General features: G+C 65.5%; 22 protein-coding genes and 1 pseudogene. 14 read left to right on the top strand and 9 right to left on the bottom strand.

What is annotated here, in order from left to right:
* Positions 1-73: 73 nt before the first annotated feature.
* Together AWC27_RS30955 and AWC27_RS10940 are read left to right on the top strand one after the other, a co-directional pair.
* Positions 74-1,111 (top strand): hotdog family protein, encoded by a 1,038-nt coding sequence (locus AWC27_RS30955; RefSeq protein WP_169726755.1) that lies wholly within the window; start codon positions 74-76, stop codon positions 1,109-1,111.
* The gene (locus tag AWC27_RS10940; RefSeq protein ID WP_169726754.1) at positions 1,108-2,115 is read left to right on the top strand and encodes a TylF/MycF/NovP-related O-methyltransferase; all 1,008 of its coding nucleotides are present in this window, start codon (positions 1,108-1,110) and stop codon (positions 2,113-2,115) included. The genes AWC27_RS30955 and AWC27_RS10940 overlap by 4 nt, the downstream gene beginning before the upstream one ends.
* Here AWC27_RS10940 and trhA read toward each other — a convergent pair.
* Positions 2,112-2,852, bottom strand: a complete 741-nt coding sequence (gene trhA / locus AWC27_RS10935; protein ID WP_085670509.1) for a PAQR family membrane homeostasis protein TrhA — start codon at positions 2,850-2,852, stop codon at positions 2,112-2,114. The two genes, AWC27_RS10940 and trhA, sit on opposite strands and share 4 nt — an antisense overlap.
* Before the next feature lie 145 nt (positions 2,853-2,997).
* Between trhA and AWC27_RS10930 the strand changes: the two genes are divergently transcribed.
* The 5 genes and pseudogenes from AWC27_RS10930 to AWC27_RS10910 form a co-directional block, all read left to right on the top strand.
* Positions 2,998-3,786 (top strand): (2Z,6E)-farnesyl diphosphate synthase, encoded by a 789-nt coding sequence (locus AWC27_RS10930; protein WP_085670548.1) that lies wholly within the window; start codon positions 2,998-3,000, stop codon positions 3,784-3,786.
* A 2-nt stretch (positions 3,787-3,788) separates the two neighbouring features.
* Positions 3,789-5,159 carry a hypothetical protein gene (locus AWC27_RS10925; RefSeq protein WP_085670508.1) on the top strand — a complete coding sequence of 457 codons (1,371 nt, stop codon included), beginning with the start codon at positions 3,789-3,791 and terminating at the stop codon, positions 5,157-5,159.
* A 15-nt stretch (positions 5,160-5,174) separates the two neighbouring features.
* Entirely contained in the window at positions 5,175-6,263 is a 1,089-nt protein-coding gene (locus AWC27_RS10920; RefSeq protein ID WP_085670507.1) for a methyltransferase, read from the top strand.
* Positions 6,264-6,404: 141 nt separating this feature from the next.
* Positions 6,405-6,818 carry a hypothetical protein gene (locus AWC27_RS10915; protein ID WP_085670506.1) on the top strand — a complete coding sequence of 138 codons (414 nt, stop codon included), beginning with the start codon at positions 6,405-6,407 and terminating at the stop codon, positions 6,816-6,818.
* Positions 6,819-6,936: 118 nt separating this feature from the next.
* Positions 6,937-7,860, top strand: a pseudogene (locus AWC27_RS10910) (PE family protein); the annotation flags it as partial.
* 48 nt (positions 7,861-7,908) lie between these two features.
* Here the strand turns inward: AWC27_RS10910 and coaA are convergent.
* Positions 7,909-8,847, bottom strand: coding sequence for a type I pantothenate kinase (coaA, locus tag AWC27_RS10905; protein ID WP_085670504.1), 939 nt, complete (start codon positions 8,845-8,847; stop codon positions 7,909-7,911).
* A 137-nt stretch (positions 8,848-8,984) separates the two neighbouring features.
* Between coaA and glyA the strand changes: the two genes are divergently transcribed.
* The 5 genes from glyA to AWC27_RS10880 all read left to right on the top strand — a co-directional run bounded on the left by glyA (position 8,985) and on the right by AWC27_RS10880 (position 15,084).
* A complete protein-coding gene (gene glyA, locus AWC27_RS10900) occupies positions 8,985-10,268 on the top strand; it encodes a serine hydroxymethyltransferase (protein ID WP_085670547.1) in 1,284 nt (427 codons plus the stop codon).
* 72 nt (positions 10,269-10,340) lie between these two features.
* Positions 10,341-11,174 (top strand): acyl-ACP desaturase, encoded by an 834-nt coding sequence (locus tag AWC27_RS10895; RefSeq protein WP_085670503.1) that lies wholly within the window; start codon positions 10,341-10,343, stop codon positions 11,172-11,174.
* Between the two features lie 213 nt (positions 11,175-11,387).
* Positions 11,388-12,689 carry an RNA 5'-3' helicase PhoH2 gene (gene phoH2 / locus AWC27_RS10890; RefSeq protein WP_085670502.1) on the top strand — a complete coding sequence of 434 codons (1,302 nt, stop codon included), beginning with the start codon at positions 11,388-11,390 and terminating at the stop codon, positions 12,687-12,689.
* Between the two features lie 15 nt (positions 12,690-12,704).
* A complete protein-coding gene (locus AWC27_RS10885; protein ID WP_085670501.1) occupies positions 12,705-13,580 on the top strand; it encodes a polysaccharide deacetylase family protein in 876 nt (291 codons plus the stop codon).
* A gap of 49 nt (positions 13,581-13,629) precedes the next feature.
* Complete coding sequence (locus AWC27_RS10880) at positions 13,630-15,084, top strand: adenylate/guanylate cyclase domain-containing protein (RefSeq protein ID WP_425437476.1); 1,455 nt, start codon at positions 13,630-13,632, stop codon at positions 15,082-15,084.
* Here AWC27_RS10880 and AWC27_RS10875 read toward each other — a convergent pair whose 3' ends face one another.
* Genes AWC27_RS10875 through glpX form a run of 3 tightly spaced genes read right to left on the bottom strand, consistent with a single transcriptional unit; the run spans position 15,085 to position 18,596 of the window.
* Positions 15,085-16,074 carry a hypothetical protein gene (locus AWC27_RS10875; RefSeq protein WP_085670499.1) on the bottom strand — a complete coding sequence of 330 codons (990 nt, stop codon included), beginning with the start codon at positions 16,072-16,074 and terminating at the stop codon, positions 15,085-15,087. It abuts the gene before it with no gap.
* Complete coding sequence (locus tag AWC27_RS10870) at positions 16,071-17,489, bottom strand: class II fumarate hydratase (protein WP_085670498.1); 1,419 nt, start codon at positions 17,487-17,489, stop codon at positions 16,071-16,073. The genes AWC27_RS10875 and AWC27_RS10870 overlap by 4 nt, the downstream gene beginning before the upstream one ends.
* Positions 17,490-17,507: 18 nt before the next feature.
* Entirely contained in the window at positions 17,508-18,596 is a 1,089-nt protein-coding gene (gene glpX / locus AWC27_RS10865; RefSeq protein ID WP_139836905.1) for a class II fructose-bisphosphatase, read from the bottom strand.
* 55 nt (positions 18,597-18,651) lie between these two features.
* On the opposite strand from glpX, the gene AWC27_RS10860 reads away from it, so the two are divergent.
* Together AWC27_RS10860 and AWC27_RS10855 are read left to right on the top strand one after the other, a co-directional pair.
* On the top strand, positions 18,652-19,287 hold the full coding sequence (locus AWC27_RS10860) for a DUF4245 domain-containing protein (RefSeq protein WP_085670497.1): 636 nt from the start codon (positions 18,652-18,654) through the stop codon (positions 19,285-19,287).
* 14 nt (positions 19,288-19,301) lie between these two features.
* Positions 19,302-20,099 carry a dienelactone hydrolase family protein gene (locus tag AWC27_RS10855; protein ID WP_085670496.1) on the top strand — a complete coding sequence of 266 codons (798 nt, stop codon included), beginning with the start codon at positions 19,302-19,304 and terminating at the stop codon, positions 20,097-20,099.
* Here the strand turns inward: AWC27_RS10855 and AWC27_RS10850 are convergent.
* The 4 genes from AWC27_RS10850 to AWC27_RS10835 all read right to left on the bottom strand — a co-directional run bounded on the left by AWC27_RS10850 (position 20,080) and on the right by AWC27_RS10835 (position 23,784).
* A complete protein-coding gene (locus AWC27_RS10850; protein ID WP_085670495.1) occupies positions 20,080-21,210 on the bottom strand; it encodes an AI-2E family transporter in 1,131 nt (376 codons plus the stop codon). The genes AWC27_RS10855 and AWC27_RS10850 overlap by 20 nt on opposite strands.
* Positions 21,211-21,388: 178 nt before the next feature.
* Entirely contained in the window at positions 21,389-21,871 is a 483-nt protein-coding gene (locus AWC27_RS10845; RefSeq protein WP_085670494.1) for a hypothetical protein, read from the bottom strand.
* Positions 21,871-22,395 (bottom strand): hypothetical protein, encoded by a 525-nt coding sequence (locus tag AWC27_RS10840; RefSeq protein WP_085670493.1) that lies wholly within the window; start codon positions 22,393-22,395, stop codon positions 21,871-21,873. The genes AWC27_RS10845 and AWC27_RS10840 overlap by 1 nt, the downstream gene beginning before the upstream one ends.
* 24 nt (positions 22,396-22,419) lie before the next feature.
* Positions 22,420-23,784: an aromatic ring-hydroxylating oxygenase subunit alpha gene (locus tag AWC27_RS10835; protein ID WP_085670492.1), complete on the bottom strand. Its 1,365-nt coding sequence runs from the start codon at positions 23,782-23,784 to the stop codon at positions 22,420-22,422.
* Between the last annotated feature and the right edge of the window lie 119 nt (positions 23,785-23,903).

Raw genomic sequence — 23,903 nt, 5'->3', positions numbered from 1 at the left:
TCTCAAACCGTGCCCGCCGTGCCGCACATCGGGCGGCACGGCGAGCATGACCCCTTCGATCCGCCGGTTCGCCATGACTGATTTTGCGCCCGTGTTTGCCGGCATCGCGGACACCATCACCGGGCTCTGGGATCGCGCCGACCCCAACCACCTTGTCAATGCTGCGGTGGCCGGGCTGCGTGCGGCCGACCTTGCCAACATCGACCCGTCGTCGTGTCTGGAATGGGCCGTGACCTCCGGCGCACTTCCCGAGCAATCCTGGGACTTCGACTTCGGGCAGCCGGCGATCACCGTCGCGCGCACCCCGGATTTCCGGATCGACCTGCTGTACTGGACGGAGAACGCCAGCGCCGCGCACGACCACGTCACCTGCGGCGCCTTCGCGGCCCTGCACGGCGACCGGGTGCACACCCAATTCGAATTCGCCGAATCCAAGGTCTTCGATGAGAACCTCGCGGGGGGGACGCTCACCCGGACAGGTCTGGAAATCATGCGGACCGGCCAAGTGCGTCCCATCACGCCCGAACTGATCCACGAGATCTACTGGCTGCAGAAGCCGAGTGTGACGCTGGTGGTGCGATGCGAGTCGCATCCCGGGCTGCACCGTCGCCCGCGCGAGTATTGGCTGCCGGGCTTGTCGCATGTGGTGACGGCTTGTCAAACGTCTTCGCTGCTGCGTCGTCAGTCCGAGGCGATTGCGCTGCTGCGCAAGTCCAGCCCGCGGCGCTATCAGCGAGTCCTGGCCGAAGTGCTGGCGCGAGGGACCCCGGCGCTGGCCTACCGTGCATACCTGGATGCCGTAATCACCGAGCCCGAAGTCCTCGACCGGGTGCTCAGCCAGATTGCGCACGACGACGTGCTCATCCCGCTGCTGAACGAATGCCGCCCCGAGTTCGTCCGCCGATCGGTACTCGGCGGGGTGTTCGTGCGCGACCGCGCGGTGCAGCTGGTGACCGCCTTGCGCTGGGCGGGCGCCTCGGCCGCCGATCTGCCCGCACTGGTTTCCCCCCAGGACCTCGACGGCAGATCAATTGCGGAGCTCACCGAGCATGCCGTGGCTTACCTGGCACCGCTGTCCGCCGAGGCCGCGGCGCTGCTGGGTGCCTCGTGAGCGCCGCTGAGCAAGACTGCGCTCTGGTCGTCGCCCCCGGTTTGTTCTGCGCCTGGCATGACGGGCGGGTGCGGGTCGGCTCGGTCACCGACCCGTTTGCGGAGTTCGTCGCCACCCCCGGCGTGGTGTTGCTGCTGAGTCTGTTCAGCGAGCCGCGATTACCTACCGACGCATACCAGCGACTGTCGGAAATGGGCGTGCCCGCGGCCCGGGAAGCAGTAGACCGGCTGGTCGCGATGAAGCTGCTGGTTCCCGCCGAGCGGACGGCCCAGCCGGATGCGGCGGTTTCGGCATACGACGTCGTTCGGCAGCTCGGCACCACGCACGACATCGATGCCGCCGCACCGGAGTTCGCGGCGATGTTCGCCGCTATCCGGCCGTTCACCCTGACGTCCAAACCGATGGCGTTCGCGTTGTATCAGGCCGTCAACTACGTGGTCGCCAATCACATCTGCGGTGCCATCGTGGAATGCGGGGTAGCCAGCGGCGGCAGCATGATGCTGGCCGCGGCGACATTGCGCGCACACGGCGACTGCGACCGCGACATCTTCGGCTTCGACACCTTCGACTGGTCCTGGGAGGGCGCCTCGGAGCGCGATGGTTTCGTCGGGACCCCGGACCGGCTCGATGGCCTCGCCGACACCCCGGGTGCCGAACAGCGACCCTGCGGCGTCGGCATCGACCAGGTGGCGGCCAACCTGGCCGGCACCGGCTACCGGGCCGAGCGCATACGCCTGGTGCGCGGAATGGTCCAGGACACCTTGCCGGTCACGCCGACCGGCGACATCGCAGTGCTGCGGTTGGACACCGACTTCTACGAGTCCACCCTGTGTGAGCTGGAGACGCTTTATCCGAGGCTGGCCCGCGGCGGTGTGCTCATTTTGGACGACTACGGCAAGTTCAAGGGAGCAACCGAAGCGGCTGACGACTACTTCGCCCGCTGCCAGATCCGGCCATTGCTGCACCGCGTGGAGACGCAGGGGCGGATAGCGACGAAACCCTAGAAGACCACGAACCACATCGCGATGTAGTGGCAGATCGCCGCGACCGCGGTGCAGGCGTGGAAAAACTCGTGGAAGCCGAAGGTCGTCGGCCACGGGTCTGGCCAGCGCAGGGCGTAGAGGATGCCGCCGATGCTGTATAGCGCGCCACCTACGAATAACAACACCATCGCGGCTACGCCGGCGTTGTGCAGGATCGTCGCGGTGTACCAGACCGCCACCCAGCCCAGCAGGATGTACAGCGGCACCCCCAGCCAGCGCGGCGCCGAGGGCCAGAGCATCTTCAGCAGGATGCCGGCCGCCGCGCCGCCCCACACGATTGCCAGCACCACATGCCCGTCATGACCCGGCAGGGCCAGCAGCGCGAACGGGGTGTAGCTGCCGGCGATGAACACGAAGATCATCGAGTGGTCGGCCCGCTTCATCCATTTCCGGGCGCTCGGGGACTTCCAATCGACGCGGTGATACGTGGCGCTGACGGTGAACATCACGATCGTTGCCGCGGTGTAGGCGAATGTCGCCAGCCCGGCCTTGGTGGATCCCACCGCCCACGACACCGCGATCAGCGATGCGCCGGCGAACACCGCAGTGCCGGCCGAATAGACGTGGATCCAGCCGCGGAAACGCGGCTTGGTCAGAACGCGGGCGACGCCCTCGACGACCTGATGGGCGGCATCGGCTGGCGAAAACCCGTGCGATTCGGGTTCGGCACTGCTGAGCGTGCTGGTCTGGCTGCTCATTTCTCCTGTTGCCTCGGTTAGGGATTGCCGGTGCTTTTCAGGAATACAGTAACCGCGCCGGCTGTGAGACTCCCGCTAGACGTGGCGTGATATTGCCCGAAACGGAAGCCGGAATTTGGCGCCGGTCACAGTACTGTTGATATTCGTGGAGATCATCCCGCCGCGGCTCAAGGAGCCGTTGTACCGGCTTTACGAGCTGCGTCTGCGGCAGGGACTGGTGGCTTCGAAATCCGAACTGCCCCGTCACATTGCCGTGCTGTGCGACGGGAATCGGCGGTGGGCGCGCGACGCGGGATACGACGACGTCAGCTACGGCTACCGGATGGGTGCGGCCAAGATCGCCGAGATGCTGCGCTGGTGCCAAGAAGCCGGCATCGAAATGACCACCATTTATCTGCTCTCCACCGAAAATCTGCAACGCGACCCCGATGAGCTGGCTGCGCTGATCGAAATCATCACCGACGTCGTCGAGGAGATCTGTGCCCCGGCCAACCGCTGGAGTGTGCGTACCGTCGGCGACCTCGAACTGCTGGGCGAGGAACCTGCCCGCCGGCTGCGCGAGGCGGTGGAGTCTACGCCGGGCACCGCGCACTTCCACGTCAACGTCGCGGTGGGCTACGGCGGCCGTCTGGAGATCGTCAATGCGGTCCGGGCGCTGCTGAGCAAGGAGCTGGCCAACGGCGCAACGGCCGAGGAGCTCATCGATAAGGTGACCGTCGAGGGCATCTCCGAAAACCTTTACACCTCAGGACAACCCGACCCGGACTTGGTGATCCGCACCTCCGGAGAGCAACGGCTGTCCGGCTTCCTGCTATGGCAGAGCGCCTACTCGGAGATGTGGTTCACCGAGGCGCATTGGCCGGCATTCCGCCATGTCGACTTCCTGCGCGCGCTGCGCGACTACACCGTGCGGCATCGCCGATACGGGAAGTGACAATGGCAGCGCTATCGGCGGTGGTGTTCACGCTGAGCGGCTGGCTCGGGCTCTACTTGCTGGCGCGCGATCCGCGTAAGCCGGTGCTGGTCTTGGCCGCTCTCGGGTTGTGCGGGTTTGCGCTGGTAGTGGCCTTGGACGCGGTGCGCAACACCAGTGGTGTGCATGCCCAGCTGCTCAGCCACATCGAGGTCTATCTGGTCGTCATTCCGGGCGTGGCCTGGTTCGCGGTGCTGCTCGAGCTGGGGCGGCCCTGTGATAGCCCGCGGGCACGTACCGGCGAGGTGTTGCTGGTCTGCTGGGTCGCTGCGCTCGCCCTGTTCGGCGCGGCTATGGCCGGCAGCGTCGACGGCCCACTGCGGGCAGGTCACTGGGTGATGTCCGCGGTGATCTCGGCGTCAACGCTCGCCGCGATGGTCGCCGCGTTGCGGCGGCGTACCCAGCCGTTGCCGGTGGCGGGCGTGGTGGTTGTTGCGACGCTGTTCTTCGCGCTGGCCAACGCGATTTTGATCATTCCGCTGGGAGTGTTGCCCAGTTGGCTGGCGTTGGCGTCGACGGGTTTCGACGTGCTGGCGCTCGGGGTTGCGGTGGCCCTCTGGGATGCGTTCGACGAAGGTCAGGCGCTGCGTGCCGACATGGTTCGCTCGTTCGCCGGATCGGTTGCGGTGGCGGTGCTGTTCGGTGGGCAAGCGCTGATCGGCCTGGCGCTGACCCGCAGCGCGCCGTCGGCGCAGACGGCGTTGACTGTGCTGCTGTTCACCAGCCTGGCCATCGCGATCACGGTCCAGGTGCTGGCCGATCCGCTGGCCGGCATTCTGGACCGGCTGGCGTTCTCCAGATCACCCACCTTGCGCGCCGATCGGGCCGCGCTGCGGCACACCGGTGCGGCGTTGCCGCTGCGATCCGACGACCCGCTGAGCGACATCGACGACGACACGTTCGTCAGGCTCACCCGCCGCGCGCTGGGCCACTACGGAGACCTGAGCAAACTGGTCGCCAGCCCGCTGACGTCGTTGCCCGTCATCGACGCGCGACTGGCCGCGCGCGGCGCAGCCGACCACCCGCTGGAGCGGGCCAACGAACTCAAAGCCGTGCTGGCAGACGGCATTGGACGGCTCAAGCCGCGCGACGCCGGGGACTTCGGCACCACCGAGCAGTGGCGCTACTACAACTCGCTTTATTTCCCCTATGTCGTCGGCGTACGGGCGTATGCGCAGAACGCGACCGCCGCCGGATTGGATCCGACTGCCCGCCAGGCCTGGCAGTGGTTGGTGACCGAGGTGCCGCAGCGCTCGCTGCACAATTGGCAGAACGCGGCGGCCCGGCTGATCGCGGCCGACCTACGTGGGCGGGTCAGCGTTTCCAGTGATTGATTAAGCTGCGGCGCTATGGCTTCCAAGGTTCCACCCGCCAAAGTCGTGCGGGTAATCGAACGGGCACGGCACTACCTCGGCGGGCTGCACCGACGTGCGGTTCCGCCTCCAGCGGCGATGATGGAACTGATCCTGGGGGCTTGGTCGGCCCAAGCGATAACCGCTGCAGCGGACCTCGGCATCGCGGACAAACTCGCTCAGGGTCCGCTGACGGCCGAGGAGTTGGCGGTCGCGGTCAATGCCGACGCCGACGCGATCAGCCGATTGCTCCGGGCCTTGATCGGGCGGGGTGTATTTCGTCAGCGCCGCGACGGTCGCTACGACCTGACTCCGCTGGGGAACACGCTGCGTAGTGACGCCGAGGTTTCGGTAGCCGGGATGGCCAGATGGGTGGGCTCGCCCCAGCAGCGAGAGCACTGGAGCCGGCTGACACAGGCTATCCGCAGCGGCCATGACGTTGTCCAAGAACTGCGCGGCAAGCCCTTCTTCGATTACCTCGCCGGCGAGCACGAGCTTTCCGACATCTTCAATCAGGCCATGACGAGCACGTCCGAACTCTCGATCGAACCCGTGGTCGCTGCCTACGACTTCAGTGCCTACGCGACGGTCGTCGATATCGGGGGCGGGCACGGTCGGTTACTGGCCGCGATCCTGGCGGCGACACCGCATGCGCGGGGAATCCTGTTCGACCAACCTCAAGTGGTGGCCGGAGCGCCAGCGGTTCTTGCCGAGTACGGTGTCGCAGACCGGGTTCGCATCGTGGAGGGGTCCTTCTTCGATGCCGACATTCCAGCCGGCGGCGACGCCTACGTACTCAAGAACATCATCCATGACTGGCCGGACGACGACGCTGTGCGAATACTGACGAACGTGCGTACGGCCGGCGGCGACGGTGCCCGGGTGTTGCTCGTCGAGCAGGTGATTCCGCGGCACCAGCGCGACTTCCTGGGCAAGTGGGTGGATCTGGAAATGCTGCTCACGGTCTCTGCACGGGAGCGCACCGCCACCGAATACGGGCAACTGCTTGAACGCGCCGGCTTCCGCATGACGCGCGTGGTTGAAACGGCCTCCCCGTACAGCGTCCTCGAGGCGCGAGCCATTTAGCACCCCAAGCCGGAATACCGGAGCCAACCCCCTGGTCATTTACTGCGTGGCAGTAGTTGGCAGTGCGACGCGTCGATCTGGCAGCGCTGCGCCGGCACGCTCAAACGTGTCCGACTCGTTCGCTTCACAAGGAGAACCGACATGACCGCAATATCCGGTCAAACGACCAGGCCCCTATCCGACTCGACCGACTCGCTGCTGCGGTTCGCGATGCGACTCGATGCCACATTGACCGGACTGATGGGCTTGGCCGTCGCCGCGGCCGCCGACCCGATCTCGAGGCTGACCGGGCTGACGTCTGGCCAGGAATACAGCATGGGCGCCTTCTTCGTGCTCTACGGCCTGGCGGTGTTCAGCCTCGCCGCGTTGCCCAACCTGCGCCGCGCCGGAATCGGCGTGATCGTGGCGAACATCGTGTACACCTTCGCCGCGATCATCGCCGCGGAACTCGTGCCCATGACCGGCACCGGAGTGGCAGCAACACTTGCCAGCGGTGTGTACACCGCGGTGTTCGCGGGTTTGCAATACCTGGGAGTGCGCCGCCTGGCGGTCTAGCTCCCCTTCCCGCTGATGCGGGGCGCCGCCGTGGCAAGTAGCGGCCTGCGCCCCGTATCGGCCTTTTCCCGGCGATTTCACTCCGCTGGCCCGGGTCTGGCCGATACGCTTGCCCCCCATGTCGTTCCTCATTACAGCGCCGGAAACGCTAGCGGCCGCGGCAACAGATCTCGCCAGAATCGGCTCCTCGATCAGCTCGGCCAATGCGGCCGCCGCCTTCCCGACGACCGCAGTGGTGGCAGCGGCGGCCGACGAGATCTCCACGGCGGTCGCGGCACTGTTCGGCACGCACGCCCAGAGCTACCAGACCCTCGGTGCCCAGGCGGCGACGTTTCATGACCGGTTTGTGCAGGCGGTGACCGCCGGCGCCGGTGCGTACTCGAGCGCCGAAGCCGTCAACGTCGGGCAGACCCTGCTCGATGCGGTCAACGCACCGACCATGTTGCTGCTGGGGCGTCCCCTGATCGGCAACGGCGCCAACGGCGGGCCGGGGCAGCCGGGCGGCGCGGGCGGCCTGCTGTACGGCAACGGCGGCGACGGCGGGGCCGGCGGGGCCGACCAAAACGGCGGCGCCGGGGGATGCGCGGGCCTCATCGGTAACGGCGGCAACGGTGGCGCCGGCGGTGTCGGCAGCGGCGGCACCGGCGCCGGCTTGACTGGCGGGCGCGGCGGTTCCGGTGGGCTGCTGTGGGGTGCCGGCGGGCATGGCGGGGCAGGCGGCGCGGCCGTAGCCGGTGCCGGCGGGCTGGGCGGTGCCGGTGGCAGCGCCGGCCTGTTCGGTCAGGGCGGGGGCGGCGGTGACGGCGGCAAAGGCGGCGGGGACGGCAATCCCGGTGGCTCGGCCGGCAACGGCGGCGACGGTGGCTGGCTCTACGGCGACGGCGGCGTCGGCGGGCTGGGCGCCTCGGGTGGCGGTCACGGCAGCTTCGGCGGCAACGGCGGCGACGGCGGCAACGCCAGGCTGATCGGCAACGGCGGAAACGGCGGAAACGGCTCCAATGGCGGCATGGGCGGTCTGGGCGGCAACGGCGGGCTGCTGTGGGGGATGCCGGGCATCCACGGAGCTTCGCCGGTCTGAGGGCCGGTCTGGTTACAGCTTTCGCAGCCGTAGCCGGTTGATGGAGTGGTCGGCGTCTTTACGCAGCACCAGGGTCGCCCGGGGACGCGTCGGCAAGATGTTCTCGACCAGGTTGGGCCGGTTGATCGAGCGCCAGATCTCACGAGCGGCGGCGACAGCCTTCGTGTCGTTGAGGGCCGCGTAGTGGTGGAAATGCGACTGCGGGTCGGCGAATGCGGTGCTGCGCATGGCCAGGAAGCGTGACACATACCACTGCTCGATGTCCTCGATCCGGGCGTCGACGTAAAGCGAAAAGTCGAACAGGTCCGACACCATCAGCGTCGGACCCGTCTGTAACACGTTGAGACCTTCCAGGATCAAGATGTCGGGATGGCGCACCACATGCTTGGCCCCGGGGATGATGTCGTACTTCAGGTGTGAATACACCGGCGCGCAGGCGTAGTCCGAACCGGACTTGACCGAGGTGACGAACCGCATCAGCGACCGGCGGTTGTAGCTCTCGGGAAAACCTTTGCGGTGCATAAGGTTTCGCCGCTCCAGCTCGGCGTTGGGGTAAAGGAATCCGTCGGTGGTCACCAGGTCCACCCGGGGATGGTGATCCCAGCGGGCCAGCAGCGCCTGCAGTACGCGCGCGGTGGTTGACTTGCCGACGGCCACGCTGCCCGCCACGCCGATGATGAACGGCACCGGCCGGTCGGGGTTTTGTTGCGGCTCGCCGAGGAACTCCGCCGTCGCGGCGAACAGCCGCTGGCGCGCGGCCACCTGTAGGTGAAGCAACCGGGCCAGGGGCAGGTAAACCTCTTCGACCTCGAGCAGGTTGAGCTGTTCACCAAGACCACGCAGGCCGAACAGTTCCTCTTCGGTCAGCGCCAACGGGGTCGACATGCGCAGCGCACGCCACTGCTTTCGGTCGAACTCCACATACGGGCTCGGCTCGCTAAGCCGCGGCATGGTGTCAGTCTTGCAGGTGAAGTGCGCGGGCCCGACGGCTGGGCCGCTGAAAGTCTTTGAAAGCGCCGTCAGGGCGCTCGCTGGATAGACTGACGCGCGTGACCGCCGCACCTGATACCCGCACCCAAGTCTCGCTGATGTCCGCGCCGCTGGCCGAAGTCGACCCGGATATCGCCGAATTGCTGGGCAAAGAGCTCAGCCGGCAGCGCGACACGCTGGAGATGATCGCCTCGGAGAACTTCGTGCCGCGGTCGGTGCTGCAGGCCCAGGGCAGCGTGCTGACCAACAAGTACGCCGAAGGATTGCCGGGGCGGCGTTACTACGGCGGCTGCGAGCACGTCGACGTGGTGGAAAACATCGCCCGCGATCGGGCGAAGGCGCTGTTCAGGGCCGACTTCGCCAACGTGCAGCCACATTCTGGCGCCCAGGCCAACGCTGCCGTGCTGCACGCGCTGATGTCGCCGGGGGAGCGGCTACTTGGCCTGGATCTGGCCAACGGCGGTCACCTGACCCATGGCATGCGGTTGAACTTCTCCGGCAAGTTGTACGAGAACGCCTTCTACGGCGTCGACCCGACTACGCACCTGATCGACATGGACGCGGTGCGCGCCCAAGCCCTCGAGTTCCGTCCCAAGGTGATCATCGCCGGCTGGTCGGCCTATCCGCGCATTCTCGACTTCGCGGCGTTCCGCTCGATCGCCGACGAGGTCGAGGCCAAGTTGTGGGTGGATATGGCGCATTTCGCGGGCTTGGTCGCCGCGGGGTTGCACCCCTCGCCGGTGCCGCACGCCGATGTGGTGTCCACCACCATCCACAAAACGCTGGGCGGGGGCCGTTCGGGCCTGATCGTGGGCAAACAGGAGTACGCCAAGGCCATCAACTCGGCGGTATTCCCGGGCCAGCAGGGCGGACCGCTGATGCACGTCATCGCGGGAAAGGCGGTGGCGCTGAAGATTGCCGGCACCCCGGAGTTCGCCGAACGGCAGCAGCGCACCCTGTCCGGGGCTCGGATCCTGGCTGACCGGTTGTTGGCCGACGACGTCGCCAAGGCGGGTGTGTCGGTGGTCAGCGGGGGTACTGACGTGCACCTGGTGCTGGTCGATCTGCGCAACTCACCGCTGGACGGCCAGGCCGCCGAGGACCTGCTGCACGAGATCGGGATTACCGTCAACCGCAACGCCGTTCCCAACGATCCCCGGCCGCCGATGGTGACCTCGGGCCTGCGGGTGGGTACACCCGCACTGGCGACGCGCGGGTTCGGGGATGCCGAGTTCAGCGAGGTGGCCGACATCATCGCGACTGCGCTGGTCGCGGGGCCCGCCCAAGTCGACGTCGCAGCGCTGCGCGCGCGGGTGACCAAGCTGGCCACGGACTTTCCCCTGTACGAGGGCCTCGAAGACTGGAGTCTGGCCGGCCGGTAGGGCGAATATTCGCGGCGCGACACGTGCGCGCCGGATTTCACAGAACCTGTGTATGCGGGTTACAGTTACTGCATGGCACAGAAACCTGTAGCTAACGCGTTGACGCTGGAACTCGAGCCCGTGGTCGAGGCGAACATGGCTCGCCACCTCGCTGGCGAGGACCTCTGGTTCGCTCACGATTACGTTCCGTTCGACCAGGGCGAGAACTTCGCCTTCCTCGGCGGACGTGACTGGGATCCGTCTCAGGCGACACTGCCCAGGACCGTCACCGACGCGTGCGAGATCCTGCTGATCGTCAAGGACAACCTGGCTTCGCACCACCGTGAGCTCGTCGAGCACTTCATTCTCGAGGACTACTGGGGTCGCTGGCTGGGCAGATGGACCGCTGAAGAACACCTGCACGCGATTGCGCTGCGCGAGTACCTGGTGGTGACCAGGGAGGTCGACCCGACCGCCAACGAGGAGGTTCGGGTCCAGTACGTGATGAAGGGCTATCGCGGCGACAGCTACACGCAGGTTGAGACCCTGGTCTACATGGCGCTCCTGGAGCGCTCGTACGCCGTGTTCTGCAAGAACCTGGCCGCAAAGATCGAGGAGCCCATCCTGGCCGGGCTCATCGACCGGATCGCCCGGGACGAGGCCCGACACGAGGAGTTCTTCGCCAGCCTCGTCGATCACTGCCTCGAGTACACCCGCGACGAGACGATCGCGGCCATCGCCGCGCGTGCGGCCGACCTCAAGGTCGTCGGCGCCGACATCGACGCTTATCAGGACAAGGTGGCCAACGTCGCAGACGCCGGGATCTTCGGTGCCGCACAGCTTGCACAGGTGATCTCCGACCGCATCACCGCATGGGGGCTGGCCGACGAACCTGCGCTGAAGCAATTCGTCACCGGCTCGGCTTAATTGCTCGGCTAGATCCCGGATTTCGGCGCGCCTGCCCTGCGGGGGTGTCGCCAGCGGAGTAGCGTCGCATGCGATGGCCAGCGACATTCTCTGCTGCCAGGGCGGCACCTCCCGTCATAAGAAGGGCAGGACCGGCCCCGGTCCTGGTGCCGTGGCCCCCGCCGATTCGCTCGTGTGGGTCCGCCCGGGCGTTTTCCGCTCGAGGAGCGCTCCGTGACCGATATCCGGACGTACGTGCTCGACACCTCCGTGCTGCTGTCCGACCCGTGGGCTTGCGGCCGGTTCGCCGAGCATGAAGTGGTGGTTCCGCTGGTCGTGATCAGCGAATTGGAGGCTAAACGGCATCACCACGAGCTGGGGTGGTTCGCCCGTCAGGCGTTACGGCTGTTCGACGATCTTCGCCTGGAGCACGGGCGATTGGATCAGCCCATTCCCATTGGTGCGCAAGGTGGTTCGCTGCACGTCGAACTCAACCACACGGACCCAGCTGTACTGCCGGCGGGCTTTCGTACCGACAGCAACGATTCACGGATTCTGAGCTGTGCTGCCAACCTCGCCGCCGAAGGCAGGCGAGTCACGCTGGTCAGCAAGGACATTCCGCTTCGGGTCAAGGCCGCGGCGGTAGGCCTGGCGGCCGACGAATACCACGCCCAGGACGTCGTCGCCTCCGGCTGGTCGGGGATGCATGAGCTCGAGACCGCCGCCGAGGACATCGACGCGCTGTTCGCCGACGGCGAGATCGACCTTGCCGAGGCCCGGGATCTGCCTTGTCACACCGGGATTCGCCTGCTGGGCGGCAGTTCGCATGCGCTGGGCCGGGTTACCGCCACCAAGCGAGTGCAGCTGGTACGCGGTGATCGCGAGGTGTTCGGTCTGCGTGGCCGCTCCGCGGAGCAGCGGGTGGCGCTCGACCTGCTGCTCGATGAGTCGGTGGGCATTGTGTCGCTTGGTGGTAAAGCCGGTACCGGCAAGTCGGCGCTGGCACTGTGCGCCGGCCTGGAAGCGGTGCTGGAACGCCGCACGCAGCGCAAGGTGGTGGTCTTCCGCCCGCTGTATGCGGTTGGCGGCCAAGAGCTGGGCTACCTGCCCGGCAGCGAGAGCGACAAGATGGGCCCCTGGGCGCAAGCCGTGTTCGACACGCTCGAGGGCCTGGCCAGTCCCGCGGTGCTGGAGGAAGTTCTCTCCCGCGGCATGCTCGAAGTGCTGCCGCTGACCCATATCCGGGGCCGGTCATTGCACGACTCGTTCGTCATCGTCGATGAGGCACAGTCGCTGGAACGCAATGTGCTGCTGACCGTGCTCTCGCGGCTCGGGAGCGGGTCGCGCGTGGTCCTGACCCACGACATCGCCCAGCGCGACAACCTGCGCGTGGGCCGCCACGACGGCGTCGCCGCGGTGATCGAGAAACTCAAAGGTCATCCGCTGTTCGCGCACATCACGCTGATGCGCAGCGAACGGTCCCCGATCGCCGCACTGGTCACCGAGATGCTCGAGGAGATCACCGGGCCGCACTGACGGTAAACTTCGTGGGTGCCGAAACGACCCGACAACCAGACTTGGCGCTACTGGCGCACCGTTTTCGGTGTCGTGGTGGCCGTCGCGGTGCTGGTCATCGGCTCCCTCACCGGTCACGTCACGCGTGCCGAGAATCTGAACTGCTCGGTGGTCAAGTGTGTCGCGCTGACCTTCGACGACGGGCCCGGCCCATTCACCGACCGGCTGCTGCAAATTTTGAAGGACAACGACGCCAAAGCCACCTTCTTTCTGATCGGCAACAAGGTGGCGGCCAATCCGGCGGGCGCCAAACGCATCGCCGAGGCCGGCATGGAGATCGGCAGCCACACCTGGGAACACCCCAACATGACCACCATCCCGCCCGAGGACATCGCCGGACAGTTTTCCAGGGCCAACGACGCGATTACCGCCGCAACGGGCCGCACGCCGACGCTGTATCGTCCTGCCGGCGGCCTGGCCAACGACGCGGTGAACCAGACCGCGGCCAAGTTCGGTCTAGCCGAAATCCTTTGGGACGTAATACCTTTCGACTGGGCCAACGATTCCAACACCGCGGCCACGCGAGCGTTGCTGATGTCGCAGATCAAACCGGGTTCGGTGGTGCTGTTCCACGACACCTATTCCAGCACCGTTGACCTGGTCTACCAGTTCATCCCGGTGCTCAAGGCCAACGGCTACCGGCTGGTGACGGTCAGCGAACTGCTTGGTCCGCGGGCGCCGGGTAGCAGCTACGGCAGCCGGGAGAATGGTCCGCCGGTGAACGAACTGCGCGACATCCCGGCCAGCCAGATCCCGTCGCTGCCCAACACCCCGTCGCCGAAACCGATGCCTAACTTCCCGATCACCGACATTGCGGGACAGAACTCGGGTGGGCCCAATAACGGTGCCTGAGCCGAGCCTGAGTCCAGGTGAGCCTCGAAAGAGCGCCCGCAGCCTATCGATTCAGTACGGACTCGACCTGGCACTGGCTTACCTTTTCGCCGTCATCGATGCCGCTGCCATCTTGATCCCGCTGCGCGGGCACACCTCGGCGGCAGCCAACGCCGATTTCGCGCAGCGAAACACCGGCGCGGTGGTGGTGTTGATCGTGCTCGGGATGTTCGGCGTCGCGGTCGGCGGGTTCCTCAGCCTTCGTCCGACCGTGCGTTGGTACTCCGCCGGGGCACAACCGACCCCGGCGCAACGAGCCGCCGCCATGCGGCTCGCCGGTCGCCAATCGGCAATCCTGGCCGCGGCCTGGGCGCTGTGTGGCGGAGTTTTCCTGCTGTTGAACTCGAACTCAGGACCCGCGCTGCTGCTGCCGATTCTGCTCGGGGTACTGCTGGGCGGCGCCGCCGCCGCGGGAACGGGTTTGCTACTGGCGCAACACACGCTGCGTCCGATCATGGCCGCCGCCACACGGGGCTCCGAGCAGGGATTGTCGGTACCCGGCGTGTTCGCCCGGCTGGTGCTGCTGTGGTTCTTGTGCAGCGCCCTGCCAATCGGAGTCATCGCGGCGTTTGTCATCCTGCGCTCCTACGGCTGGCTGATTCAGAAGAACGCATCGCTGGATGTGCCAGTTCTGGTAGTCGCGCTGGCGGCATTGGTACTTGGCCTGCCGATCATGATCCTCACCTCGCGATCCATCGCCGATCCGCTCAGCGAAGTCGTCGAGGCGATGGCCCAGGTCGAACACGGCCGCATCGACACCCAGATCGGCGTATACGAGCGGTCCCAAATCGGGCATCTGCAAATGGGATTCAACCGGATGGTGGCCGGCCTGGCCGAACGCGACCGGGTGCGAGATCTGTTCGGACGCTACGTGGGCGTCGATGTCGCGCATCGGGCCATCGAGGAGGGCGCCGCGCTGACCGGGGACGTGGTGGAGGCCGCCGTGCTGTTCATCGACCTGGCGGGCTCCACAAAGTTGACGGAAAGCCTTGCGCCGCAAAAGGTTGCCGGGGTGCTCAACGAATTCTTCCGAATCGTCGTCGGCGCCGTCGACGAACATCAAGGCCTGATCAACAAATTCGAGGGCGACGCCGCGCTGGCCATCTTCGGGGCGCCGCTGCGGACGAACGAGCCGGCATCGGCGGCGCTGGCCGCGGCCCGCACCCTGGCCACCCAGCTGCGCCAGCTACCCGTGGTCGACTTCGGGATCGGCGTGTCGGCCGGCCGCGTCTTCGCCGGCAACATCGGCGCCGAAAACCGTTACGAATACACGGTGATCGGTGACGCGGTCAACGAGGCCGCGCGACTGGCCGACCTCGCCAAGACGTCGGACCGGCGGATCCTGTGTTCGTCGGCGGCCATCGACCGCGCCGACGAAGCCGAACAGCAGCGGTGGGCCGAATGCTATTCGACGGTGCTGCGCGGCCGCTCCGAGGCCACGCACGTCTCTACCCCGGCAGGTTAGCTACTTGGTCACCTTGAGTGCCGCGATGACTTTGTCGATGGTGGTCCGCGAGGCCGCATCCCCGATTGGGAAGGCGCCCAGGAAGATGGTCACCGGCTTGGTGTCGACGGCGATGATGGTCACCGAATCGCCCTTCACGCCTCGTGCGGTGTCACCGATGGTGATGTCCGCGTCGACCCGGGCGGCCTTGACCCCGTCGACCGTGGCCGACGACGTCTTCTTGGCGCCGAGCGTGGGCTGCGATTGGCTGTAGCCGGGGCCGTTGGCCACGCAGTCCATCAATTTCGAGGCCTGCTGGGAGACGTCCATGCTGGTGACGAAGTTGGTAACGGCAACCTCGACCTGCATCATCCATTGGTTGGCGCCCGGTACTTCCGCGCCGACGCCGACGGCATCGATCAGGTTCGGGTTCTGGTCGTCGGAGAACGGCGTCCATCCCGGGGCCGCGCTGGTCGGAAACGACAGCTTGCCGGCATTGATCGTGCTGCGAGTGGCCGACGCGTCACCGCCGGATACGTTCGGGGTGCAGCCGGTCGCGGTCTGCGCGGAGTTGTTCGGCTGCGAGGTCGCCGCGCTTGTCGTCTCCGAAGGGCTGGCTGAGTTCGACGGGCCGCGGTTGGTGAGGGCGACCGCCAGGATCACCACCAACACGATGACACCCAGTACCGCGATACCCGTAATGATCAACCACGGGGTCTTCGACCCTTTGGGCGGCGGCCCGGGCTGGTAGGGGCCGCCCGGCCAGCCGGAGGGATACTGCTGGGGCGCTTGCGGATACTGCTGGGGTGGGTAGGCGCCGCCTGCGTATGGGTCGCCACCGGGCGGGGGGTAAGGATATCCGCCGCCCTGGGGTTGACCTTGCGGCTGGCCTTGTGGCTGACCGCCCCAATACGGGTCCTGCCCATACGGATTCGCCACGTACGGATCCTGGCCGTAGGGACCCTGGCCGTATGGGCCCTGACCGTAAGGGCCGCCCGGGGGAACCGTCATTGGTCGTTCGCCTCGACCTTGGCCATCGCCAACACGTCGAGCCGGCGATCCAGCTCTTCGAGCGACAATTTGTCGCCGATCAGGCCGCGGTCGATGACGGTCTGGCGAATCGTCTTGCGCTCCTTGAGCGCTTGTTTGGCGACGGCCGCGGCTTCTTCGTATCCGATCGCCGAGTTCAGCGGGGTCACGATCGACGGCGAGGACTCGGCCAGCTCGCGCAGGTGATCGACATTGGCCTTCAGCCCGGTAATGCACCGCTCGGCGAACAGCTTTGACACGTTGGTCAGCAGCTTGAACGATTCCAGGATGTTGCGGGCCATCATCGGGATGTAGACGTTGAGTTCGAAGGCGCCGTTTGCACCGCCCCAGGCGATTGCGGCGTCGTTACCGATCACCTGAGCGGCCACCTGGGTAACCGCTTCGGGCAGAACGGGATTCACCTTGCCTGGCATTATCGAGCTACCCGGCTGCAGGTCCGGCAACTGGATTTCAGCCAGGCCGGTCAACGGACCCGATCCCATCCAGCGGATGTCGTTGGCGATCTTGGTCAGCGATACCGCGATGGTCCGCAGTGCACCGGACGCTTCGACCAATCCGTCGCGGGTCGCCTGGGCCTCGAAAGAGTTTGCCGCGGTGCGCAATTCGGATAGTCCTGTTTCGGACACCAGCACCGAGACCACCCGGACGCCGAAACCTTCCGGAGCATTGAGGCCGGTACCTACCGCGGTGCCGCCGATCGCGAGCTCACCCAGCCGCGGCAGGGTGGAGCGCACCCGCTCGATGCCGGCCTCGATCTGGCGGGCATAGCCGCTGAACTCCTGTCCGAGGGTGACCGGAACGGCGTCCATCAGGTGAGTGCGGCCCGACTTCACCACCGTCTGCCACTCCAAAGCCTTGTCCGACAAAGCCTTCTGCAGCACTTCGAGCGCCGGAATGAGATGAGCCACAGCGGCTTCGGTGGCCGCGATGTGAGTGGCGGTGGGGAAGGTGTCGTTCGACGACTGCGACATGTTGACGTCGTCGTTGGGGTGCACGGTCACACCGGCCCTGCCAGCGATGGACGCGATCACCTCGTTGGTGTTCATGTTCGAGCTGGTGCCCGAGCCGGTCTGGAAGACGTCGATGGGGAACTGGTCGTCGTGTTGGCCGTCGGCGATTTCGGCCGCTGCGGCGATGATCGCGTCGGCCTTATCGGCGGCCAGCAGCCCGAGGTCTTTGTTCACCTGCGCGCAAGCGCCTTTCAGCAGACCCAAGGCACGGATCTGGGCCCGCTCGAGGCCGCGGCCGGAGATGGGGAAGTTCTCCACGGCACGCTGGGTTTGTGCGCGCCACAACGCTTTTGCCGGCACCCGGACCTCGCCCATGGTGTCGTGCTCGATGCGGTACTCGGTGTTTTCGTCCGCGTTTGCGGCCATAAAAATACGCTTCCTTTGTTATGGGAGGGGATAGGCGGCATTGCTGTCGCCGGTGAAGTCGATGGCGGAGTATTCGTTGAGCTTGGACAGCCGGTGGTAAGCCTCGATCATGCGGACGGTTCCAGACTTGGAACGCATCACGATGGACTGGGTGGTGCAGCCGCCGGCGTAGTACCGCACGCCCTTGAGCAGATCGCCGTCTGTGACCCCGGTGGCGCAGAAGAAGACGTTTTCCCCGGATACCAGATCCTCGGTGGTCAAAATCTGGTCCAAGTCGTAGCCGGCGTCGAGCGCTTTGCGGCGTTCGGCGTCGTCCTTGGGCGCCAGTTGCGCCTGGATCGCGCCGCCCATGCAGCGGATGGCCGCGGCAGCGATGATGCCCTCCGGAGTGCCACCGACACCGGCCAGCATGTCGGTGCCCGACTCGGGCCGGCACGCCGAGATGGCACCGGCGACGTCACCGTCGGTGATCAGCCGGATCCGGGCGCCGGTGGTGCGAACCTCATCGATCAGCGCAGCGTGCCGTGGCCGATCCAGGATGCACACCGTCATGTCGCGCACCGACATGTCCTTGACTCGGGCGACCGCGCGGACGTTGTCGGCGATCGGCGCAGTGATGTCCAGCACGTGCGCCGCATCGGGTCCGACGGCGATCTTATTCATGTAGAACACCGCCGATGGGTCGAACATCGCGCCTCGATCGGCCACCGCCAGCACCGAGATGGCGTTGGGCATGCCCTTGCTCATCAGGGTGGTGCCGTCCACCGGATCGACCGCGAAGTCACACTCCGGGCCGTCCCCGTTACCGACTTCCTCGCCGTTGTACAGCATCGGCGCGTGGTCTTTTTCGCCCTCGCCGATCACCACGACGCCGCGCATCGAGACTGAATTCACCAGCTCACGTATCGCGTCGACGGCGGCGCCGTCGCCGCCCTCCTTGTCGCCGCGACCCACCCAACGGCCCGCGGCCATGGCGCCGGCCTCGGTGACTCGCACGAGTTCCAGGGCCAGGTTGCGGTCGGGGGCCTCCCCGCGGGACAGCCGGGTTGGCGACGTGGCGTGACCGGCAACAGCGGTCGGCGACGAACCTGATCCCTCAACAGTCATGGTTGCTGATTGTCCCAGAAGCGAAACGCTCGGTTGGAGCTGGGATACTGGCGAGATGACCGCGGAGCCGCAGCCGACGCCCAAGCCGGCCAAACCGCGGTTGCTGCAGGACGGTCGCGACATGTTCTGGTCGCTGGCGCCGATCGTGCTGGGCTGCATCCTGCTGGCGGCCCTGGTCGGGACGTGTTCGTTGCAACTCAGCGGACCCAAGCGCGGACCGGTCCCGTCCTACGACGTGGCGAAGGCGTTGCGGGCCGACGCCGCGACGCTGGATTTCCCGATCCGCATGCCGGTTCTGCCGGCCGGTTGGCAACCCAACTCCGGTAGTCGTGGCGGCATTGAAAACGGCCGGACCGACCCCGGCACCGGACAGCGGCTCAACGCCGCCACTTCGACCGTCGGCTACCTGAGCCCAACGAGCATGTATTTGAGTCTGACCCAGAGCAACGCCGACGAGGACAAGTTGGTCGGGTCCATTCATCCGGGCATGTATCCGACCGGGACGGTCGATGTCAGCGGCACCAACTGGGTCGTCTACCAAGGCGCCGACCAGAACGAGCCGGTCTGGACCACCAAACTGAACAGTCCCGCCGGCGCCACCCAAGTCGCCATCACCGGCGCCGGCAGCCCCGATCAGTTCCGTACCCTGGCGTCGGCGACGCAATCGCAGCCGCCCTTAGCGAGCCGGTAGAAGGGAACATCGCAGTGAGCCCTCTCGAAGCAGACCTGTCCGGGTGGTCGGCGGCACCGTTCACCGGCGGCGACTACACCCACGACGTATATCGCAAGGGTTCTGGTCCCGGGGTGGTGCTGATTCCGGAGATGCCGGGCATCCATCCGGGGGTGCTGGCGCTGGGTAACCATCTGGTGGACAACGGCTTTACCGTGGCCATCCCATCGCTGTTCGGGCAGCCGGGCCGGCCGGTGTCGGCCGGCTATACCGCAGCGGTGATCGCTCGACATTGTGTGGCAAGGGAATTCGCGGCGATGGCTACCAACAAGCAGCGGCCGGTTTCGCTGTTCTTGCGGGCGCTGGCGCGCGATCTCAACGCGTCGACACCGGGCAAGGGTGTCGGTGTCATCGGCCAATGCTTCACCGGCGGTTTCGCGCTGGCCGCTGCCGTGGACAACAGCGTGCTGGCCCTAGTGCTCAGCCAGCCGTCGGTGCCGTTCCCGCTGACCGCCAAGCAGCGCCGCGACCCCGGGCTCAGCGAAGCCGAATTCGGTGTCATCGCCGACCGCTGCGCCAATGATGGCCTGTGCGCCATGGGATTACGATTCAGCGAGGACAAGCTGGCGCCGCGGGAGCGATTCAACACGCTCAAGGAGCGCCTCGGCGACGCGTTCGAGGTGATCGAGATCGACTCCAAGCCGGGCAACGAATTCGGCTTCGCCAAGGCGGCGCATTCGGTGCTGACCGATGAGGTCCGCGAAGTCGACGGCCAGCCGGCCTATGAGGCGCGCAAGCGCGTGGTCGAATTCCTTACCGAGCGGCTGACTTAGCCCGGCGCGGCAGCCATTTGCGACGAACCGGCTTGTCCTCGACTTGCTTTATTTCGACGCCCTTGTATACCGCGAGGTAGACGTCGATGGTGGTGACGATGAGGATCATCAGCACCGGCCCGATGATGATGCCCCATGGGCCGAACATGCCAATGCCGGCGAATACCGAAAGCAGCATCAGCGCCGAATTCAGCCGGGCGTCGCGCGGAACCAGGATCGGACGCAAGAAGTTGTCGATGTTGGTGACCACCAGGAAATGCCAGAGCAGCACGAAAGCGCCGCCGGCGATGTTGCCGAAGAATATCATTCCGATGCCGAACGGAATGGTCACGATCCCGCCGCCCAGCGGAATGATCGACAACGCGGTCAGCAGTATGGCGAAGATGAAGAAGCCGTGATGAAATCCGGCGACGTAGATCGATGCGGCACCGGCGACACCTTGACAAAGCGCGATGACGAACTGCCCGTTGACGGTGCCGCGCACCATCGAGCCCATCTTCTGCAAGTACAAGTCCGTGACTTCCTCGCCCAGCGGATTGAGCTGGGCGATCAAGGTGCGCAACTTCTCCCGGTGCACCAGCAGCGCGACGAACACGTAGAGAAAAATGATTGCCGACGTGACTGCGCCGGCCACACTGCCGACGGCACCCTGCAGAAAATGCAGCAGCCATTGGCCCACGGTCTGGGCCGCGGTGATCAGCGCCTTGCGCAGTTGTTCCTCGGTGACTGTCACATGCAGAAACGGCGCCCGCGCCAGCAGGTCATTGACCAGTTGTAAGGCTTTCTCGCCGAGGCTGCCGGGACCGGTCGACCTGACCCATCCGGCGACCGAGTTGATCATCCGGGCGATCTGAACGATCGCCAGCAGCACCAGGAGTCCAACCGGCACGATCACCATCGCCAGCGCCGATACCAGGGTGCACGCAGCCGACAAACCGGTGCTGAGGCGCTTGTTGAACCAATTGAACAGTGGCGTAAAGAGATACGCGCCCACCGCGGCCACCACTATAAGTACGAAATAGTTGCGCAGGAAGTACGCACCGAACACCACCGCGATCAGCGTGAAGATCGCCAGGGCTCGCTTCTGATTGAGCGTGAATTCGGTGTCCATACTTTGCCCGGGCCGCCCTCCGCGTCGGTGTTGAGCGCAACCTTAGTGGGTAACAGTTTATTGCCGTGGCGCGGCCAAGCGGCCAAGCGGTGTTGTCAGCGTCTCGATCGCCCGCCCGCAGACTGCTGCGGCAGTTCCGCCGCCGACCGGCAATTCAGTTCGCCATTGGCGATGGCTGCTACTCCGAAAGCCCGATCTGCGCAATGCTTTTAAGCGTGTCGGTGTTGGGCAAAGCCATTTGCAGATAAAGGTCGATGTGGTTGATTAGGCCGTCGTCGTTGAAGGTGTACACCGACAGCGAATTGACCACGCTGGTGAAATCGCCTACAGCGCTGGTCTCCTCGAGCTCGAGGAACACTAGGTGCGGGGCTTCGCTGATCCGTTTGAAAGTGCATTCCCACTCCGACGACATAGCCCAGTTCGTCAAGAAAGCGACATACTCAGGCCACGTCATCACTTCCTTGAAAGGACCGACGCGTTCGAACTCATCCACGGCCACCAGATCGGCCAGCGGAGCCCAGCTGTCGACGGTGAAGCCCGGCTTTTTAGCCTCGTCGACGAGGCGCTTGATGACGTGGCTGTATTCCAGCACGCAACGCACCCGGCTGGTGTAGTCCCCGATAACATCCTCGACGTTCTGCTCGATATGGTGCCCAGCCATCACACCGACATTCCGGCGCGTTGTAGGCAGAGTTCGAGCACCTCGACGTACTCGTGGGCGCCCTGAAAGGGGCCGTGCACCCCAATGGCGACGTCCAGGAACGCGTTGTACTCGTCATTGACGTGGGTTTCCCAGCGGGTCAGCTCACCCTCGTCGTTGGTCTCGATGAAGCTGTAGGAGTAGAAGCCCATCCTGACGCCGCCTTTGGTGTGCCCCTCCCAGCGTGTCTTCATGACAACCCCGTTCTCGGCCGGCCAGTACTTGAAATCGGCCGGCTTCCAGTCCGGGAAGGTCAGCGAGTAAACCTTGGCCTCCATCGTCGATGCCCGTGCGGTGTCCTCGGGGAACTCGCTGAATTTGAACACCTGGTCGCCGGTGAAGTACGGCGAGACGTATACACCATCTTCGGCGAATGTCCATGTGTCGGCGAAAGCTTCACCATCTTGGATGCCCTGGCGCAGGTAGGCGTCGCGGTAGGCCTCGGCCATGCGGCGATGATGGGCGAGGCGTTCTTCGACGTTCATTGGTGTCCTCCCTTTCAAGCCGACTCAACCGCTGGTGGTCATGTAGCGGTCGATGACCGAGTGATAGTGCCCGATGACCACTTCCTCGTTGACCAGCGACATGTGATCCAGCCGGCTGTTGCGCAGACCCAGTTGCTGGCGCGGCATCTGCTCGTAATCCTGTTGCAGCGCTTCGAAATACTTGTAACTACCCGGTTCGGTGACCTCGGTCGGCTCTGCCCGGAATGCGTCGCGGTGTTCCGGCGGCAGAAACATGTAGCTGCTGACGTGCCAGATGCAGCGATTCGGGTCGCCGTCGGGGTGTGGAACCGCCATGATGACGTGGCACTCGCCGGCGCGAATTGTCATGAAGTAGTTGGGGAATAGCACCCAGCCCTGGTTGTCACTCATCTGGTTGTCAGTCAAGCCGGTGACGTCCAGGCCCATACCGGTCAAGGTGTCGCGAGTGGCCTGCTGCAAGAGCTTTCGCGCGGTGACCCCGTCGGGAAAATGAACGGATCCGTCCGCCGTGCGGTATTCGGCAACGAGTTCTTGGAATCGGGGGATGACCGCTGCGGTGGACGGAAATGTCTCCGGCAGGTCCATAATGCCTTCGACCTGCTTCTGCGGGTTCGCGCCGCGCACCTCGAACGGCGCAACGGCGACACTGTGATCGGCAAAGAATCGGTAGCGTGTGGTCGACGGATCGATGGTCAGCACGTTCAGCAACTGTGGGTGGATCCCGTTGATGTGGTAGCCCTCTTCGAAGGCGTCCATCACCACTTTCCAGTTGCAGTCCAACGGTTCTCGGACATCCATTACGGCGACCATCTTGTCGAGGTGGTACGGCGCGAGTAGTTCGGCCACCTCTGAGCCCAAGAATTCGCACAGTGGTTGGGCGTCCGGATCGGGGTTGATGAAGATGAATCCGGCGAAGGTGTCCACCGGCACTTGCAGCAACGAGTTTTCGCCCTTATCAGGCAGCCCGGCCATATTCTCGCGCAGCAGGCCGCGCAATCGCCCGTCCAGGTCGTAAGACCATAGATGGTATTGACACACGAAGCCGCGCTTGGCATTTCCGGTCGCGCCATTGCACAGCATGTTGCCGCGGTGCCGGCAGGCGTTGACGAAGCCGCGCAGCTTCTCATCTTTGCCGCGGACGATAACGAACGACTGGTCGAGTATCCGGTACTGCTTCCAGTCGCCGACCGCGGGTAACTCGTCGACGCGGCCCGCGATCTGCCAGACCCGCAACCAGATTCGCTCCCGCTCGAGCTGGGCGTATTCGGGGCGGGTGTATCGGTCTGTCGAAATTCGCATGCTGAAGACGTCGCGACCGATATCGGCCAGGCCGAGTCCCAGTCCCGAGTCCGGTTCTGCCCACTCGCCGGGGCGCAGCGTTTGCTTCAACTCGTGCTCCTCGTCTTGCGGCCTAACCCTCCGGCAGTCCCGAGCATACAGAGATGTATTTTTTATACAAGAGTGTATTTAAGTTAGCTCGCGGCCGGTTGACCATCGTGGTCGTATGC

The organism is Mycobacterium szulgai, assembly GCF_002116635.1.
GTDB classification, from domain to species: Bacteria; Actinomycetota; Actinomycetes; order Mycobacteriales; family Mycobacteriaceae; genus Mycobacterium; species Mycobacterium szulgai.
The sequence above is the reverse complement of the archived record's forward strand: the minus strand, read 5'-3'. Positions and strand labels throughout refer to the sequence as shown.

What these genes read in the sequence shown, in the direction of transcription:
- glyA (WP_085670547.1), top strand. Translation starts at nt 8,985, where the DNA reads ATGTCCGCGCCGCTGGCCGAAGTCGACCCGGATATCGCCGAATTGCTG.
- AWC27_RS10875 (WP_085670499.1), bottom strand. Translation starts at nt 16,074, where the DNA reads ATGACGGTTCCCCCGGGCGGCCCTTACGGTCAGGGCCCATACGGCCAG.
- coaA (WP_085670504.1), bottom strand. Translation starts at nt 8,847, where the DNA reads ATGCCGCGGCTTAGCGAGCCGAGCCCGTATGTGGAGTTCGACCGAAAG.
- AWC27_RS10915 (WP_085670506.1), top strand. Translation starts at nt 6,405, where the DNA reads ATGACCGCAATATCCGGTCAAACGACCAGGCCCCTATCCGACTCGACC.
- AWC27_RS10925 (WP_085670508.1), top strand. Translation starts at nt 3,789, where the DNA reads ATGGCAGCGCTATCGGCGGTGGTGTTCACGCTGAGCGGCTGGCTCGGG.
- AWC27_RS10870 (WP_085670498.1), bottom strand. Translation starts at nt 17,489, where the DNA reads ATGGCCGCAAACGCGGACGAAAACACCGAGTACCGCATCGAGCACGAC.
- AWC27_RS10845 (WP_085670494.1), bottom strand. Translation starts at nt 21,871, where the DNA reads ATGGCTGGGCACCATATCGAGCAGAACGTCGAGGATGTTATCGGGGAC.
- trhA (WP_085670509.1), bottom strand. Translation starts at nt 2,852, where the DNA reads ATGAGCAGCCAGACCAGCACGCTCAGCAGTGCCGAACCCGAATCGCAC.
- AWC27_RS10895 (WP_085670503.1), top strand. Translation starts at nt 10,341, where the DNA reads ATGGCACAGAAACCTGTAGCTAACGCGTTGACGCTGGAACTCGAGCCC.
- AWC27_RS30955 (WP_169726755.1), top strand. Translation starts at nt 74, where the DNA reads ATGACTGATTTTGCGCCCGTGTTTGCCGGCATCGCGGACACCATCACC.
- AWC27_RS10840 (WP_085670493.1), bottom strand. Translation starts at nt 22,395, where the DNA reads ATGAACGTCGAAGAACGCCTCGCCCATCATCGCCGCATGGCCGAGGCC.
- glpX (WP_139836905.1), bottom strand. Translation starts at nt 18,596, where the DNA reads ATGACTGTTGAGGGATCAGGTTCGTCGCCGACCGCTGTTGCCGGTCAC.
- AWC27_RS10860 (WP_085670497.1), top strand. Translation starts at nt 18,652, where the DNA reads ATGACCGCGGAGCCGCAGCCGACGCCCAAGCCGGCCAAACCGCGGTTG.
- AWC27_RS10850 (WP_085670495.1), bottom strand. Translation starts at nt 21,210, where the DNA reads ATGGACACCGAATTCACGCTCAATCAGAAGCGAGCCCTGGCGATCTTC.
- AWC27_RS10920 (WP_085670507.1), top strand. Translation starts at nt 5,175, where the DNA reads ATGGCTTCCAAGGTTCCACCCGCCAAAGTCGTGCGGGTAATCGAACGG.